Here is a 16,224-nt window from a genome sequence, read left to right on the forward strand (position 1 = left end):
GTCAAGGCGGGGAAAAAGGCACATCGTTGTTGTATGGACGCTTTTGGCCAACCCCGGAAATCGGCCGACAGGCAAGCAGCGTTGTGCCGGTTAAGTCAGGACAGCGCCTGAAGCGTACCTATGTTTCAACGCCTCCACGATCCGGCTGCGGCGCAACCGCGCTTTAGGATCAGGGTCGTCCCCCGCCAGAATTTCCGTCAGATAGACCCGCTGGTTTTCGATGGCTCGCTGATAAAGGTCTTCATCAATACGCCATCGGGCCTTGAAATGGTGGATCATAAAACGGTTGGAAGCGGACAGCTGGTTTTCAATTCGGTCCGCCATACGAATGTAAAAGGCCTTTGACTGTCTCAGCAGATCCAGTTCGTCATCATAGTCGTCGATGCGGGCCTCGGATAGCTCGTAAAACAAGAAGAGCAGCTTTTCCAGATAGGTACGATCAGCCATCTGGGCCAGGATATCCGCCCCGGCCAGCATCTTGCCGATCCGTTCGGTGGCGTCATCGGGGAATGGAACCGATGCCAGATCACAGTTGAGGTCGGTGCAGTGAATCATCGCCATGCAGGCATAGGCGTCGCTTTCCTGCAGGCCGAAGGCCGCGAAGTGTCGCTGGGCGAAGTCCATACTCCGCCTCACATGGCTGATCGTGTACTTGGCCCCGGTGCCTTCCGAGTCTTCCCTGTTCTGCAGGTATCCCGCATCGTGCAGCAGGGCCGCCACCAGCCCCTGGTGCACCTGCCGGGGGGAAAAATGGCTTCCCGTCTCCACGGCGCCATGAAAAAGCCGGACCATGGCCAGAAAACAATCGGTGATATGCTTGAGGTTGTGATAATCGGTGTTACAGCCTTTGATGTCTTCCCATTCGCCCGCATACAGCGATACGGTCTGGTTGAATGCGGACCGTATGGCCAATGTGTCCATAAGCGGATAAAACTGTCCGACAACGGTTATCGCTTCGTCCAAAACCGCCTGCGGCGATTCCATTTGCACCAGATTGGCCAGCTGGATTTCTGCCATGCCCGGGTTACCCTTCCTCTTGGACCGAGAATGCGAGCGCAATCCCTGCTGCTTGCGGCAGGGACCTGTCAGTCCAATTGCCCCGACGGTACCGGACGGCTGCACACCAGGGACAGGGATGGACCGTTTCATCCAAACGCTCGATCACAGCGTTTTTCCTGCCATGGTTCAGCCTAAACTTCAACTCTTATCTGCATCTCCTCGATGATCGGGGTCGCTGTTCGACCGCATCAGCCCCTGGCTATTGCGGTTCAACAGGATTGTTGATACATGTTGGCCCATGGCGGTTGAGCCATGCTCCAGACCAGTCAACCATCAACTGATCGACAAACGGCCCTGTTCTTTTTGTTTCAGCGCCTACGGGACCCTTTTGCCAGGTTGAGGAACAGACCAAATGAGAGTAATCACCAGACCAGATTTCGACGGTGTGGTATGTGCCGTCCTGCTGATGGACGCATTGCAGATTGACCTGCCGGTCGTATGGGTCCAGCCCAGCGACATGCAGCACCGGCGGGTGGATGTTCAAAACGGTGACATTATCGCCAACCTGCCATTTGATGAAAAATGCAGTTTGTGGTTCGATCACCATTATTCCAATCAACCCGATAAACCCATCAACGGTGTTTTTAAAATCGCGCCATCGGCCGCCGGCATCATCTACCACTATTACCGGGACCACCTGGTTCGGGACTATGCCGAATTGGTCCGTCAGACCGACCGCATCGATTCGGCGGATCTGACCCTGGACGAAATCCTTAATCCTGAGAACCACCCCTACGTGCTGCTTTCGATGACCATCAGCGGCCACGACCCTGATGAAACACACTACTGGGACCATCTGGTGGAGCTGTTGCGAACCTGTGCCATGGCTCAGGTGATGGACGATGCAATGGTTCGGCAGCACGGCAGACAGGTGGTGGCGGCCAACATTGTTTATGAAAAGGCGCTCAGGACCAACACCACACTCGTGGACCATGTCTCCATCACCGATTTCAGGGGTCTGGATCCGCCACCCGATGGCAACCGTTTTCTGGTCTACTCACTGTTTCCTGAATGTACGGTGAATGTCAAAATCGTCTACGGTGAAGACAATCTGGCCAGCATCAAAGTGGGCCACAGCATCCTGAACCGGGGCTGCAGGGTAAATGTTGGCAAGATGCTCGCCGCCTTTGACGGAGGCGGGCATCCCGGTGCCGGAGCCTGCCGCTTTGGCAGGGAAAAGGCGGCGGAATACCTGCAGCGCATCGTGAAAATTCTGCAAAAAAACGTTCCCGTCTGAACCTTCTGCCCCGTCGCTGCCAGACACGGCGGTAATATCAGGGGGTATCACCACATGTAACGGCAGATAATGCCTTTTTGCGTCTTGACACGGCAAGGCATCAGGTAAACCATCGTTTTGGAGAATAGATTGTCCAGCATCGATCAACGACCCTATCATCATGGGGACTTGCGCCGATCTCTGATCCAGGCCGGGTCGAAGATGATCGAGGAAAAGGGAATAACCGGACTGAGCCTTCGGGAGGTTGCCCGGGCCGCCGGCGTCAGCCATACGGCACCATACCGACATTTCCAGGACAAGGCCGATCTGCTGGCGGCCATCGCTCAGGTGGGATTCGAACAGCTCACGGACAGAGCCGGCAAAGCAGCTCGACGGCATGATGGCAATCCGCGCAAACAGTTCGTGGCCGCATCGGTCCAGTACATCCTTTTCGGCGTCACGAACCCCCGCATGGCCCATCTGCTTTTTGGCGGGGAAATCAACATGCGGACCGCTCCACGTGCCCTGAAGCAATCCTCTTGGGCGGCTTTTCAACTCGTGGAAACCATCATTAACAATGGGAAACGGGCGGGCGTCTTTCAAGACCGCGACACCATGGAACTGGCGGTTACCACCTGGTCCGGCATTCACGGCCTGACACAGCTAATCTCCGGCGGCTACCTGAGCCGCCTGGCTGCGACGGAGCAACAGGTGGAGAACTTGGGGAGAGTGGTTTGTCAGCTGCTTTTGACCGGCATTCTCAAGCCGGATGAAAAATGATAACTATCCATCGGCAAACATGGCCTTGATCCGCTTCCGGCTCTCCACCAGCATCTGGCGGTTTTTATCGAAAACTTCCAAGGTGACCGAGTCATCATACCCGACACCTTTCAGGCACCGCACCAGCTCCGCAAAATTGATGGTTCCCTGGCCCACTGCCAGATGGTCATCCAGTTTACCCTGATTATCACTGAAATGAAGATGGCCGATCCGTTGGCCAAATCGGCTCACCAGCGCTTTCAGTCGCCGTCCCCGCCGATCGTCGACATTGGCGTGGCCCGTATCCAAGGTCAGCTTCAAGGACGGGAAGGTCTTGAATATCTCCTCAAAATCGTCCGGCTCCACACCCAGTCGGTTTCTCGGAAACATGTTTTCCAGGCAGATGGTCACGTCCAGCATGTGGGCGGCGTCAACCATTGCCGATAAAAATTCAAACGCGTAGCCTTTGACCGTGTCCAGGACGAAAGGGCCCATACCACTGGCCATGCTGGGGTGCAGAACCACCTTTTTTGTTCCCAGTTCGGCTGCCACCTCCAGGGATCGGCGCATCTCCGACACCGATATCCGCCGGAGGCTTTCTGTGAGATCGGCTGTGGTGAGAAAGGTCGGCAGATGGCAGACAAGGCCCAGGCCGTTGACCTTCAGGGCCCGGGTGATGGCCACCTGGGAGGATGAGAGGATGCTGTGGTGGGCCATGGGCGGATCCATGGCCAGCTCCAGATAGTCGAACCCCAGCCGGGCAAACGTTTCGATTTCGTCCAGTACCGGTGTCACCGGAAAATTCATGGCACCAAAATGCATGTCACAACCCCCGGCCCAGGGGAAAGGTGAAAGTGGGCTTCTTCGGGTTCATGTGAACCAACAGAATCCCGGCGGCAATGAAGGCCATGGCGACGATGAGATGCGGTGTGATGGGTTCGTCCAGCACAAGCCCGCTGAAGACCACTCCGGCAATGGGCATGATGAACACAAAGGCGTGCAGGGTGGAGGCCCCGTAGCGTTGAAGCAAGTTGTTCCAGGCCACGAAACCGAAAGCGGCGCTGACCAGGCTCTGGTAGGCGAAGGCGCCAACCACTGTCGGGTTCAGGTTAAAAAGCATCCGATCATCCAACAGGAAGCCGGCGGACAGGAAAACCGGCACCGAAAAGATCATCGGATAGAGCACCAGGTGGAAGGGTACATAGTCATTGATGATGCGCTTGGTATAGACCACATTGATGGACCAGATGGCTACCGCCGCCAGGATAATCAGATCCCCGGTGTGAAAGGTGATGGAAAAACCTTCGGTGTCGGCAAACATGAAGGCCACGCCACTGAAGCCCAGCACGATCCCCACCATTTTTTTCCAGGTAATGCGTTCACCGGGAATGAACCGGTGGGAAAGGAACAAGACAAAAAACGGCAGCAGGTTGGCGATCAGCCCTCCTCTGGAGGCATAGGTTCGCTCGAGCCCCAGATAAAACAGAGCCAGCTGAATCGTAAAACCGATTGACACGATAAGCAGTTGGAACGGTTGACCCGTCTGGATGCGAAATGATCGCCCGCCGCCGCGCGCCCAGCAGGCGATGGCAATCGCCGCCAAGCCGAAACGAAGACCCGCGGTGGTCAATGGTCCCATACCGGCCAGGGTCATCTTGATAGCCACGGTATTGGCCCCGAAGATCACGGTGAGAAAGACGATGAAGAGCCCGGGAAGCAGGCTCATATGCGAATTGCCCGGAACCATTTAAGTTAAACCCGATGACTGCCTGGAACAGGCCTGATCCACCATGAACCGCAGAAATGCAGCCACGTTCCTGGCGGCATAATGAATGCCGGTCCGGCCAGCAAAATCAGGGTCTGCGGCAAATACCGGCCCTCCTGCCACAATCCGTGTTTTGCAGGGCAGACGGTTGGCGATACCGGTCAGATCGTCTTCGGTATCCAATTGCAGGATGGTCAGCCCCAGATAATCGGGCTGGTGGCGTCGACAGGCCTCGACGATAGCTTCGGGCGTTTGCATCAGACCCAGGCGGACCAACCGCATGCCGATCAGCAGGGCATATTTTTCGATCACGGCCAACCCCTGGCCCAGCCCGTCGTCCAGCGTGGCCGTCACCATGCAGGGTGGATCTTCCCAGATGCCGTGAAGGGTGAGGTGCTCCCGCAAGCGCGCAAGATTCCCCGCCGCCTCGTCGAGACCCTGCCGAGAAGGCAACCCGGCGGTCAGCCATTGACCCGCGAGGTTGCCCACCGCTTTCCGAAACGTATTGATGGAAACATCCATGCTTGCAAATTGTTTCGCTGCCTGCAACTCCCCTCTGCGCGGCCTACCGCACGGAGGCGTCAAATCTCACCCACCCCAAAAGAACCAACGGGATACCACCCTCGGCAGGGTGAGTCAAACCTTGTTTGGCAAACTTGATGCGTCGGCGGATTTAAAACATCACCTTTTTTTCACAAATCCTTCGGTTTTCGGCCTAGTTTTTCCCAATTCTGCTCCGCTCCTTTTTCTAACCCACGCTTCTTAAACTTTTATTGCGCTTATTTCCAGACAGTTAATGAATTGGTTAGCACCCTGGCAAAAAATTTGCTTTTTAATCCAGAGCGCCCGCAACCCATCGACCCGACGCGCCATCGAAAAGGAGATAACCCATGATCGATTTCATCCTGGCCGGACTTAGCGCTGGACTTTTCGCTTTTTTGACCCTCTTTATCGTTGTTTTTATCACCCTGGGCATCATCACCGGCCTCGTTCAAGTGGTCGGCCTGGTCTATCGAAATCTGATACTTGGTAAAGGCCGGGCTTATCGGGAACAGACGGTCTGAGGTCATCGTGGAGCAGGGAGCCCCCTGCTGCCCCTCATCAAACCGGATATAGCAGAATTTCCGCGAATAGTTGGAGACGGTGGAATCAGCCAGCCATAACTGCATTCCACCGTTTCTATTTTCGTGGGGTCGAATGATTGGCCTGTGCAACTATTGGCTTGACAAACAGCGTCCGCCCAAATAAAAAACAGACCGGTCGGTTTTAAAAGGAGGCTGTCATGTCTGCCAAGGGTGAATTAACCCGCCAGAAAATCATCGACAAGTCCCTGCAGCTCTTCTCCGTCAAAGGGTATTTCAACACATCCATCAGTGACATCCTTGAGGCCACCGGGTTGACCAAGGGGGGATTGTACTGCCACTTCAAGAGCAAGGAAGAGGTCTGGCGGGCGGTATACGATAATGCGGTTGATACCTGGAAAAAGGTGGTCTTTAGGGATATGCGCACCATCGCTGACCCCCTGGAGCGGGTTGAGCGCACCATTGGGAATGTCCTTCTCGCCTACCTGGGTGGCGAAATCTTCGACGGCGGCTGTTTCTTCGTCAACATGCTGGTGGAGTTGTCCGGCCAGTCCGACAGCATGGGCCGCCACATCCTCAAAGGTTTTGTTGGATTTTCCAAACTGTTCCAGTCCTGGCTGACGGAGGCGGAAAACACCGGCTTGCTAAAACCAGACCTGGATTACCGGGAAATTTCCAATTTCATGGTCATCACCTTGAACGGTGCCGCCACACTGTACATGTCAACCCGCGACAGGGCTATCCTTCAGCAGACCCATGACCAGTTGCGGTTTTTCATCCGGCAGTTGCGTAAGAAATAAAAGGGTTCAAGGAGTCGAGGGGTCAAGGGTCCGAGGAAAAACAAGGCTGAAAGAAAAAAGCCAACACCGTCAATGAACGCGCGCTACGGCTTTTTTAGTAGATGGAAAACAATAGTCCTGTGAACGCTTGCCCCCGGGGTCCTCGAATCCTCGAACCCATTTAAATACCAACCGGTCTTATTTTTTTAAGGAGACAAAGCATGACGTCGTTCGAAAATCGGCTGGCCCGCCGCACCCGCAACATGGGTGCCAGCGCCATCCGCGAAATCCTCAAGGTCGTGTCCCGGCCGGGCATGATTTCTTTAGCCGGCGGTATCCCCGCGCCGGAAAGCTTTCCCATGGAGGTGGTCCGTGAACTGACCGCAGCCGTACTGGATAAATTCGGACCTGCCGCCTTCCAGTATGACCTCACCGAAGGTTTCCGACCGCTGCGGGAGGCCCTGGTGGACTACCTGGCCGATAAAGGCATCGCCGCGACGGCGGAGCACATCCTGATTGCCAGCGGGTCACAGGGAGTGCTTGACTGCCTGGGGAAAATACTCATCAGCCCCGGTGACCAGGTGGCCCTTGAAGCGCCCACCTACCTCGGCGCCTTGCAGGCCTTTAACCCTTACGAACCGGCATACGTGCAAATCGGCACCGACGATCAGGGCATGCTGCCCGATGCATTGGCAGATGCCCTGTCACGGCAGCCCGTGAAGTTCATCTATCTGGTGCCCACCTTTCAGAACCCCACCGGACGCACCCTGCCGATGAAACGTCGCCGGGCCATCGCCGACATCATCCAGCGGTTCGACACCCTGCTGGTGGAGGACGACCCTTACGGTGACCTTCGCTACCGGGGGACATCAGTGCCGCCGATCAAAACCCTGGCTCCGGATCATGTGGTGTACATTTCCACGTTGTCCAAGGTCTTCGCACCGGGACTGCGCATGGGGTTCTGCCTGGCGCCCGACCTGATTCGGCAATGGCTGGTCCTGGCCAAGCAGGGGGTGGATCTGCACACGAGTACCTTCAATCAGGCCCTGGCTTCGGAATACCTGACCGGCGGACATTTGAAACGCCATCTGCCGCGCATCATCGCCCTGTATCGTCCGCGCCAACAGGCTCTTCTTGATGCCATGAAGCGCTTTTTCCCGGATGCGTTCACCTGGACTGCGCCGGACGGCGGCATGTTTGTCTGGGTGGAGGGACCCGACGGGATGGACATGGAAGCGGTCAATCAGAAGGCGGTGAACCGGAATACGGCCTTTGTCCCCGGCACCTTCTTTTTCGCGCGCCCCGGAGACGGCCGGCACACCATGCGGCTCAACTACACCATGGCCGATGAAGCCACACTGACCCGCGCGGTTGGGATTTTAGGCGAAGTTCTTGAATGCGCAGTTACAAAGATGTGCAGCCGAGGTCGGACACGATCGATTGATGGGGACTAGAAGAAATTGTCCTCCGCCTCCTCATAATCATCGATGGTTTCGGAAAGTTGCTGGATGACAGCGCCTTTTGTGCCGGATGGAAAAATCGTGCTCAACGCCTGAAGGGCGTCATACCCCTGGTCATAGGTGTTCATGTGAAAATCCTGGATCAGCTGGGAAAAGCGCTCCAGGTCCGGTTCCTTGAGGCAGGCATCGGTGTAATAGTGAATCAGCTCTCCCAGCATGCTGTCGAATTCGCTGAAATAGGACAGGTCGTCCAGGAGATCCAGGTCGGTGGGGTTATCCGCCAACCCCTTGAGCAAAATGGCCTTCAAATTGGGATTGGCCAGTTTAAAGTATTTTCGGATCAACGGGATATTGGATGTTTCGGAATAGCGTTCTTCCAGATAGGCATCCAGCACTCGCCGGGTGAGCCGTCCACCGTGGTCCAGGAAATGAATCAGTCGCAGCTGGTTTTTTGTTTTGGGTACAGCCGCATGCTCTTCCCTGGCCTCTTGCGCATAAAGCTGGTCACCTTCATCATCCTGCCATTCAAACCCGACTTCCTCCAGCCGCTCCCGATAGTCCCGAGGGTGGTTTTTGATGATCTCGCTCACCACGGCCATCCGGTCTTCGGGGTAATCCGCTTCAAAATAAAAACCGTCGAAGGCGGTATCGATCTCAGGATCGCCGTCCGGTTCGGCCGATCCGGTGATGCAGGTAAAACAGCCGTATCCAGCAACAGCGGACCCTGCCACCCATAGGGGGTTGCCACATGCGCAGCGGACCCCCTGACGCCGGGCGGCCAGTGCGTCTTCGACGGCGGCACGCACCGCATCGCCGTCGGCGAATTTGTTGTTGCGCAGGTATTGCTTGACGAACTGGTTCAAACGAACAGGAACAAAACCGGCCATCGACACGCCTTCCAGAATTTTTTCAATTGACGATCCGCATGGACCCACCCCAAACCCAAGGTATCCGATCCCACTTTTTTTCTTCAGACTTTTGGCACAACCACTTTTTGGCGTCAAGGGTTAGCCTGCATTGCCGCATCGGTGCATTTCATATTATGCCGCACGATTGGATCACATTGGATTCGAAATCATTGTATTTCAAGTGTTTGACATCATCTTGGCAATGTTTATGTTGGATTTGCAAAATACAGACCAGAAACCAACTATACCCATTGTCCACCAAAGGAGGCGCCGATGCGGTTCGAACGGTTTACCCTGAAATCACAGGAATTAATCCAGAACGCCCAGACCCTGGCATCCACCCACGGCAATCAACAGATCGAACCGCTGCACCTCCTGGCGGCCATGTTGGACGAAAAGGATGGCGTCGCCCGATCTGTATTCCAACGGGTGGGTGCCTCCGGTGACAGTATCGCCAGCGCCGCCGCCAAGGCCATTGATCGACTGCCCAAGGTCAGCGGGGGGGGGGATGTGTATATGTCAACCCACGCCAAGGCGGTCCTCGAAGCGGCGTTTACAGAAGCCGGCAGGATGAAGGACGAATACACCAGCATCGAACACATTCTGCTGGCCCTGTGCGACAAGCAGGCAGGCGAGGCATCCCGAATCCTGTCCGCATCCGGGGTGAATCGGGACGTCATATTGAAGGTACTCATGGAGATCCGCGGCAACCAGCGGATCACCGATCCAAACCCCGAGGAAAAATATGAAGCCCTCAAGAAATTCAGCCGTAATTTGACCGATATGGCCCGCAGCGGAAAACTGGATCCGGTGATCGGTCGGGACGACGAAATTCGGCGCATCGTGCAGGTGCTTTCACGCCGGACCAAGAACAACCCGGTGCTCATCGGCGAGCCCGGTGTGGGCAAGACCGCCATCGTAGAAGGCCTGGCCCAGCGCATTGTGGCCGGAGATGTTTCCGAAAGCCTGAAAAACCGACGGCTGGTGGCCCTGGACATGGGCGCCCTGATTGCCGGCGCCAAATACCGCGGGGAGTTCGAAGACCGCCTCAAGGCCGTGCTCAAGGAGGTGGAAAAAGCCGAAGGCGAAGTGATCCTGTTCATCGACGAGTTGCACACCCTGGTGGGGGCCGGGGCCAGCGAAGGCGCCATGGACGCCTCCAACATGCTAAAACCCGCCCTGGCCCGCGGGACGCTGCGCTGCGTGGGCGCCACCACCTTGAACGAGTACCGCAAATATATCGAGAAGGACGCGGCCCTGGAGCGACGGTTCCAGCCGGTGCTGGTGCGTGAACCCAGCGTCGAAGACACCGTCTCCATCCTGCGGGGACTCAAGGAAAAATACGAGGTGCACCACGGCGTGCGCATCAAGGATTCGGCCATCGTGGCCGCAGCGGCCCTGTCCCACCGCTATATCGCCGACCGATTTCTGCCGGACAAGGCTATCGACCTTATTGACGAGTGCGCCTCCAAACTGCGCATCGAAATTGACTCCATGCCCGTGGAGATCGACGAAATCCAGCGCAAGATCCTCCAGGCGGAGATCGAACGCGAAGCCCTCAAAAAGGAGTCCGACCCGGCCTCACGGGAGCGGCTGGCTAAGCTGGAGGACGCCCTGGAAGCCATGCGCGCCCAGATCGCCGGCATGAAAAACCACTGGGAGGAGGAAAAGCGCCTGATCCAGGCCATCCGTAAAATCAAGGGGGAACAGGAACAGTCGGGCATCGAAGAGCAGCGGGCCGAACGCGAGGGCAACCTGGCAAGGGTGGCCGAGCTGCGCTATGGCAGGAGCAATGAACTGAAGGCGCAACTGGAGCAGGCCAAAAAGGAACTGGAAGCCCTGCAAATCGACAAAAAAATGCTCAAGGAAGAGGTCGATGACGAGGACATCGCCGAGGTAATTTCCCGCTGGACCGGCATTCCGGTGAGTCGCATGCTGGAAGGCGAGCGCCAGAAGCTCGTCAAGATGGAGCAGCGCCTCGGCGAACGTGTCATCGGCCAGGAAGAGGCCATCCAGGCTGTTTCCAATGCGGTGCGCCGGGCGCGTTCAGGCCTTCAGGATCCCAACCGGCCCATCGGCTCGTTCATCTTCATGGGGCCCACCGGTGTGGGCAAGACCGAACTGGCCAAGGCCCTGGCGCAGTTCATCTTTGATTCCGAGCAGGCCATGGTGCGCATAGATATGTCCGAATTCATGGAGAAGCATTCGGTGTCGCGCCTCATCGGCGCCCCTCCCGGCTATGTGGGCTACGACGAGGGGGGCTACCTCACCGAGGCGGTGCGGCGGCGGCCCTATGCGGTGGTCCTGTTCGATGAAATTGAAAAGGCCCATCCCGAGGTATTCAACGTCCTGCTTCAGATCCTCGACGACGGCCGCATGACCGACGGCCATGGCAAAACGGTGGATTTTAAGAACACCATCATCATCATGACCTCCAACGTGGGCAGCCAGTACATTCAGGAGCTGGGCGGCCGTGACCGCGAGGAGATGGCGCGCCGGGTCACCGGGGCCCTGCGCGCCAGCTTCAAGCCGGAGTTCCTCAACCGCATCGACGAGACCATCATTTTCTTGAACCTGGAACCGGACCAGATCGGTAAAATCGTTGACATCCAGATCGGGCGCCTGTCCGACCGACTGGCCGAGCAGAATATCGAACTGATTCTCTCCGGTTCAGCCCGCGATCTCATCGCCCGCCAGGGCTACGATCCGGTCTACGGTGCACGGCCATTGAAGCGGGTGATCCAGCGGCAGATCGAGAACCCCCTGGCAATGGAAATCCTGGAAGGCAAGATACGCGAAGGCACCAAGCTCAGCGCCGAGGCGGAAGGGGAGCGAATCGTGTTCCGGCAAGTGTGATTCGATTGCATGAACGACATGGCCCTGCTTGGGATCGATGAATCGTGGCTATATGATACGCGAAAGACACTTCCATGACGTTGGTCAACGGACTTTTCAATCCCCGACAAAACCACTGTTTAGCTTGACAATAGGCCCAATTTATTGTTTTTAAGAGCAAAAGGGGCCAATCATGTTGACTGTTCAGAGCGCTGGTTTCAGTGATATCGGAAAAGTCCGCAAAGCAAATGAAGATTGCTTGCTGCTCAACGAACCGGCTGGGCTCTATGTCGTGGCGGATGGCATGGGCGGGCATCGCTGCGGCGGCGTTGCCAGCCGAATTGCCGTGGACACCATCGAAACATTCATTGTGAACGGGATCGGGCAATCGTCGGACAAAGACATGTCCCCAGCCGAGGAGCCCCAGAGTGAAGCCGCCAAACAACTTCGCCAAAGCATCTTTCTGGCCAATCAGAAGATCTACTCACAGTCCGTCAAGGATTCGACCTGCCGGGGAATGGGAACCACCGTTTCTGCGCTCTACCTTGCCGGCAATTCCATCATAACTGCCAATGTGGGCGACAGCCCCATTTATCTGCTGCGAAACGGGGAAATCGAGGACCTTTACACCCCCCACACCCTGTTTCACGAAAGAAAAAAAGTGCCCAAGTCGCTGGAAGGCCGGTTTTCCAGCGGCAAGTTGGCGCATATCCTTACCCGGGCGGTTGGCATTCGGCCTGAAGTCGGTGTGGATCTCGTGGAAACACCGTGTTTTTCACAGGACATCATCGTGCTTTGCAGCGACGGCTTGAGCGGCAAGATTTCCAGGGAAGAGATCCGGGATCTGGCCTGCCGGAATGATTCGGAAGCGGCCTGCAGTAAGCTGACGGGCCTTGCCAACCAAAGAGGTGGCGAGGATAATATTACCGTGATCGTGGTGCGCGTAAAATCCGTAAACGGGGATTCAGCCAAACGCCTGTTTGGACGGCTTGGCGCTTTTCGGGCATGGGCTGGCTCCCTTTTCAGTGCCCACAAACGCTTCTGAGCGTTGTCTCTTTTAAAAGGCTGCCAAATGATCAGACTGCTCGTCAAGTTCAAGGACCGGACGATCAAAGAGTTCGCCCTTGACCGAATCGACACCCTTTCCATCGGCAGAAACCCGAACCACCATCTGGTCATTGACAATTATGCGGTTTCTGGAAACCATGCCGTCATCCTCAAAGACGCCAACCGATTCATCCTCAAGGACACCAACAGTAAAAATGGTACCTTTTTAAACGGATTGACCGTCGAGCAGGCGATTCTCAAAAACGGGGACGTGATCACGATCGGCAAACACACGCTGGTTTTTCTGGACCGCGGTAGACCGAGACCGCGACTCGAACAGGGTGGACTGAAAACCTCTGCATTACCGGGTGATCCGGGCCCGGACCACACCATGTTCATGGACACGGAAGTCTACCGTCGCATGCTGACCGAAAGCGGAGACATTCCCGAAATCCCCGAATCACAGGCATATGTGGCTTTTCTGGCCGGCGGAAACGGCCGGTTCGACCTGGCTAAAAGCCTGGTTACCATCGGCAGGACCCACCGTTGCGATATCGTCATCCCCGGTTTGTTTGCCTTCCTTGCCGGAGACCCGGCTGCGGCCATAAGCAAAACCCCCCAACACCACTACATCAGCGGCGTCGGCGGCTGGATTAAACCGAAAGTCAATTCCCAGACGATCCGGGGGCCGGTCCGCCTGAAAGACATGGACGTGATAAAAATCGGTGCGGTGGTGCTCCAATACGCCTCAAGTGATCTCTCATCATCCTATCGGTGACTGCCCGGATAAGTGAATGAAACGAATGTGGATGCTATGAAAAAATGGATTGTTGTGGTTGCATGTTCAGCGCTTTTTGCCGCCATGATCTCATTTTTTAAAATTGACGTTACCCTGGAAAGGCAGGTCATTTATATCCGGGGCGGGGAACCGGTGCTGGCTGACAGTGTCAGCCGGTCGGACCAGTTTGTCTTTTACGAAGCGGGTGGGAAAAGCGGCATGTTCATGAAAGATGACGTTGCCTCCGTCGGATCGATCCAGGTTAGCCAAAAAACCTCCCTACTGGAGATCATCGACCGAAACAAGCAATGGATTGCAGCAAGCCTGGGCATCGAAGCGAAAATAATCCGCGCAGTCGACAGTCGACTGCTGTTTTTTTTATTCATCCTTTCCGTGGCCGCCGGGATCATGAAGCTGACCCTGATGCTTGCCGCCAGCTTGAATGCAGCCAAACTCCCGGCATCGACCGGAGAGGGATCGCCATTGACAGCCGGTGAGATGCGCCACTCTCCCCACAAGGGCCAGGAATCCTCTGACCTGCGGGATATCGCCATGTTTTTCCTCGAACTGTACAAGCTTCAAAACGGTCTTTCAAAAGATGCTCCAGGTCGATTTTCCATGACCACCGCCTCGGTGATGCGCAAGACGAAAATTTTCGAATTGGGCGTCAAAAGCGGCGGCGACTGGCTGACCCGGCGAATGTCTATCGGACCGTTGGGGGAAGAAACCGGCAGCAAGAGCAAATGTTTTTATGTCATTTATGATACCCATATGGTGGTAAAGATACCGCCGGTGCCAATCACCGACATGGAAAAGTATGTCAGGGACATCCGCAAAGAAGTGCAGATCGCCGCACACCTTGCACCGATCGCATGCATCGTCCCCATGGTGTCGGTGATCCTCAATAAGGTCAAGCAGCTTCCCTATGAATCCAGCCTCACCCGGGAGCAGCTGGAAAAACAATATATCCGAATGGTTGAAGAGAGACCCGAATATCAGGAATACCTGAAAATCGGAGGCCGTTTTGCTTTTTTCATGGAACTGTCCAACAGCTTTTTTTTAGGGCGCGTCATCGGCGAACTGCACGAATCCAAGGACAAACCCGGTGACGAAATTCGGGAGGCGCCCGAAGCGGCCTGGGACCAGGAGGCCTTCACCGCCCGCTATGGGTTGGATTCCCTGCCCGTGTTTGAAGGGCTTCAAACCCTTTACCGGCTGTGTGAAACCCAGGCCAGGCGCATTATCAAGGCGTCGGGCCATGGGACAAAGATCCACACCTTTCAGATTAAAAACTGGTTTCTCGATACTATCGCCGGAGAAAAACTCAATCAGCAGGAGAAGGAGATTGATGACGCACTGCTGTCCCGAATCGAAAATAGCTTTTGCACTGTTTTCAATTCCAATCAGAAAAATGTCGACGACCTGTTTCGGCTATTGAAGTCACAGCTGGAGAAAAAAACTTTTTTAAAAAGCCGGCAGCCGATCGAAAATATTGCGTCGAATGTGCTGCGCCTGCTCTGCCTGCTCAAAGAAAAGCGCATTGCGCTGAGGGACTTGAAGCCGGACAATTTATTTTTAGACGCCGACCCGGACAACTATCCAGTATTTCTGCAAAATTCAAACTTATTTTCGATCGGTGTCATCGATGTGGAGACGGCCTCCTCACTGATTCCCACACGGGACGGCTCCCTCACCCAGCCCCTTCTCGGGGGGACGCCCCTATATGCCACACCGTTGCACTTGTTGAAAAACAGAACCCTTGCCGCCTATTTCGGGAACCTGGAGGAAGCCCTCCATTTTCAGGACTGGTATGCCTCCATCGCTATTATCTTCAAGGCAATCACCGGCAGAAACCTTTTTACACGCGCAGCCCGTTCTTTCCCGGGAATATTGAAGATCCTCAAATCCAGCCGCGACCGATCAGACCCCGATGAAACAACCGTCAAGGCCATGAGCCAGAATTTCTGGTCGGCGGCAGCAACGGACGTCAAAACCCACCTGGTGTCATTTTCCGAGGTATTGAACAATCTGAACCTTTCGGTTCCCGAAACCATGGCCGCATCAATCAACGTGGAACTGGAGAGGGAAGCAGCGTGCCTGCGGTTGGCAATTCGCAAACATGTTTCGTTATCTCCCCTTTTCAAAAGTGAAAAAAACAGGCGGTTTCTTACAGAAGCATCCAGCGATGCCATTGTCAAACAGGTGGCCCGGTGGGACAACAGGGCCCAACTTCCGACGCAGCATCACCAGGTGGCACCCCAGATGGTGGCGTTCTTGAATAATCTGAATCGATTGAAACAGGGGGAATCTGAAAAACGCAGGGCGATGGCCACTTTTACCCATCCACCCCATACCGTTTCCGCCTACACCCTGATCGAAGCCATGTTCCAGATTGCCTTCAGGGCCATGTACAAGTCACGCTGGAATGCGCTGCCCGCAGCAGCCGGCGTACCCGATCAACAAGCAGCGGTGATGGAAAACCGCTCAATGGTTTCAACCATTTTAAACGACAATTAATTCGGAATCCTCGCCGTGG

General features: G+C 55.7%; 14 protein-coding genes. 9 read left to right on the forward strand and 5 right to left on the reverse strand.

All coding sequences use genetic code 11. The annotated features are described in order from the left end of the window. Positions 1-90 precede the first annotated feature (90 nt). Entirely contained in the window at positions 91-1,017 is a 927-nt protein-coding gene (locus tag R6V78_RS15610; RefSeq protein ID WP_410290303.1) for a hypothetical protein, read from the reverse strand. A gap of 394 nt (positions 1,018-1,411) precedes the next feature. Here R6V78_RS15610 and R6V78_RS15615 point away from each other — a divergent pair, with 394 nt between their 5' ends. Both R6V78_RS15615 and R6V78_RS15620 read left to right on the forward strand, forming a co-directional pair. Continuing rightward, positions 1,412-2,296, forward strand: coding sequence for an exopolyphosphatase (locus R6V78_RS15615; RefSeq protein WP_410290304.1), 885 nt, complete (start codon positions 1,412-1,414; stop codon positions 2,294-2,296). A 129-nt stretch (positions 2,297-2,425) separates the two neighbouring features. Next, positions 2,426-3,055, forward strand: coding sequence for a TetR/AcrR family transcriptional regulator (locus R6V78_RS15620; RefSeq protein ID WP_410290305.1), 630 nt, complete (start codon positions 2,426-2,428; stop codon positions 3,053-3,055). Between the two features lie 3 nt (positions 3,056-3,058). On the opposite strand, the gene R6V78_RS15625 is transcribed toward R6V78_RS15620, so the two are convergent. From R6V78_RS15625 to R6V78_RS15635, 3 genes are read right to left on the reverse strand one after another with little or no spacing between them, the layout of a single operon-like run. Further along, the gene (locus R6V78_RS15625) at positions 3,059-3,856 is read right to left on the reverse strand and encodes a sugar phosphate isomerase/epimerase family protein (protein ID WP_410290306.1); all 798 of its coding nucleotides are present in this window, start codon (positions 3,854-3,856) and stop codon (positions 3,059-3,061) included. A 1-nt stretch (position 3,857) separates the two neighbouring features. Then, entirely contained in the window at positions 3,858-4,760 is a 903-nt protein-coding gene (locus R6V78_RS15630) for a DMT family transporter (protein ID WP_410290307.1), read from the reverse strand. A gap of 21 nt (positions 4,761-4,781) precedes the next feature. Then, the gene (locus R6V78_RS15635; protein ID WP_410290308.1) at positions 4,782-5,321 is read right to left on the reverse strand and encodes a hypothetical protein; all 540 of its coding nucleotides are present in this window, start codon (positions 5,319-5,321) and stop codon (positions 4,782-4,784) included. A gap of 368 nt (positions 5,322-5,689) precedes the next feature. Between R6V78_RS15635 and R6V78_RS15640 the strand changes: the two genes are divergently transcribed. The 3 genes from R6V78_RS15640 (at position 5,690) to R6V78_RS15650 (ending at position 8,114) form a co-directional block, all read left to right on the forward strand. Continuing rightward, the gene (locus R6V78_RS15640; RefSeq protein WP_410290309.1) at positions 5,690-5,863 is read left to right on the forward strand and encodes a hypothetical protein; all 174 of its coding nucleotides are present in this window, start codon (positions 5,690-5,692) and stop codon (positions 5,861-5,863) included. 218 nt (positions 5,864-6,081) lie between these two features. After that, positions 6,082-6,681 (forward strand): TetR family transcriptional regulator C-terminal domain-containing protein, encoded by a 600-nt coding sequence (locus R6V78_RS15645; protein ID WP_410290310.1) that lies wholly within the window; start codon positions 6,082-6,084, stop codon positions 6,679-6,681. 200 nt (positions 6,682-6,881) lie between these two features. Further along, positions 6,882-8,114, forward strand: coding sequence for a PLP-dependent aminotransferase family protein (locus tag R6V78_RS15650; protein ID WP_410290311.1), 1,233 nt, complete (start codon positions 6,882-6,884; stop codon positions 8,112-8,114). On the opposite strand, the gene R6V78_RS15655 is transcribed toward R6V78_RS15650, so the two are convergent. After that, entirely contained in the window at positions 8,111-9,007 is an 897-nt protein-coding gene (locus tag R6V78_RS15655; RefSeq protein ID WP_410290312.1) for a hypothetical protein, read from the reverse strand. The two genes, R6V78_RS15650 and R6V78_RS15655, sit on opposite strands and share 4 nt — an antisense overlap. A 294-nt stretch (positions 9,008-9,301) precedes the next feature. Between R6V78_RS15655 and clpB the strand changes: the two genes are divergently transcribed. From clpB to R6V78_RS15675, 4 genes are all read left to right on the forward strand, one after another. Then, the gene (clpB, locus tag R6V78_RS15660) at positions 9,302-11,884 is read left to right on the forward strand and encodes an ATP-dependent chaperone ClpB (RefSeq protein ID WP_410290313.1); all 2,583 of its coding nucleotides are present in this window, start codon (positions 9,302-9,304) and stop codon (positions 11,882-11,884) included. A 172-nt stretch (positions 11,885-12,056) separates the two neighbouring features. Beyond that, positions 12,057-12,908, forward strand: coding sequence for a PP2C family protein-serine/threonine phosphatase (locus tag R6V78_RS15665; protein WP_410290314.1), 852 nt, complete (start codon positions 12,057-12,059; stop codon positions 12,906-12,908). Between the two features lie 27 nt (positions 12,909-12,935). After that, on the forward strand, positions 12,936-13,688 hold the full coding sequence (locus tag R6V78_RS15670; RefSeq protein WP_410290315.1) for an FHA domain-containing protein: 753 nt from the start codon (positions 12,936-12,938) through the stop codon (positions 13,686-13,688). Between the two features lie 36 nt (positions 13,689-13,724). After that, complete coding sequence (locus R6V78_RS15675; RefSeq protein ID WP_410290316.1) at positions 13,725-16,205, forward strand: hypothetical protein; 2,481 nt, start codon at positions 13,725-13,727, stop codon at positions 16,203-16,205. Positions 16,206-16,224: the final 19 nt, after the last annotated feature.

The organism is Desulfosarcina sp. (genome assembly GCF_046496365.1).
In the GTDB taxonomy this organism is placed as follows: Bacteria; Desulfobacterota; Desulfobacteria; order Desulfobacterales; family Desulfosarcinaceae; genus Desulfosarcina.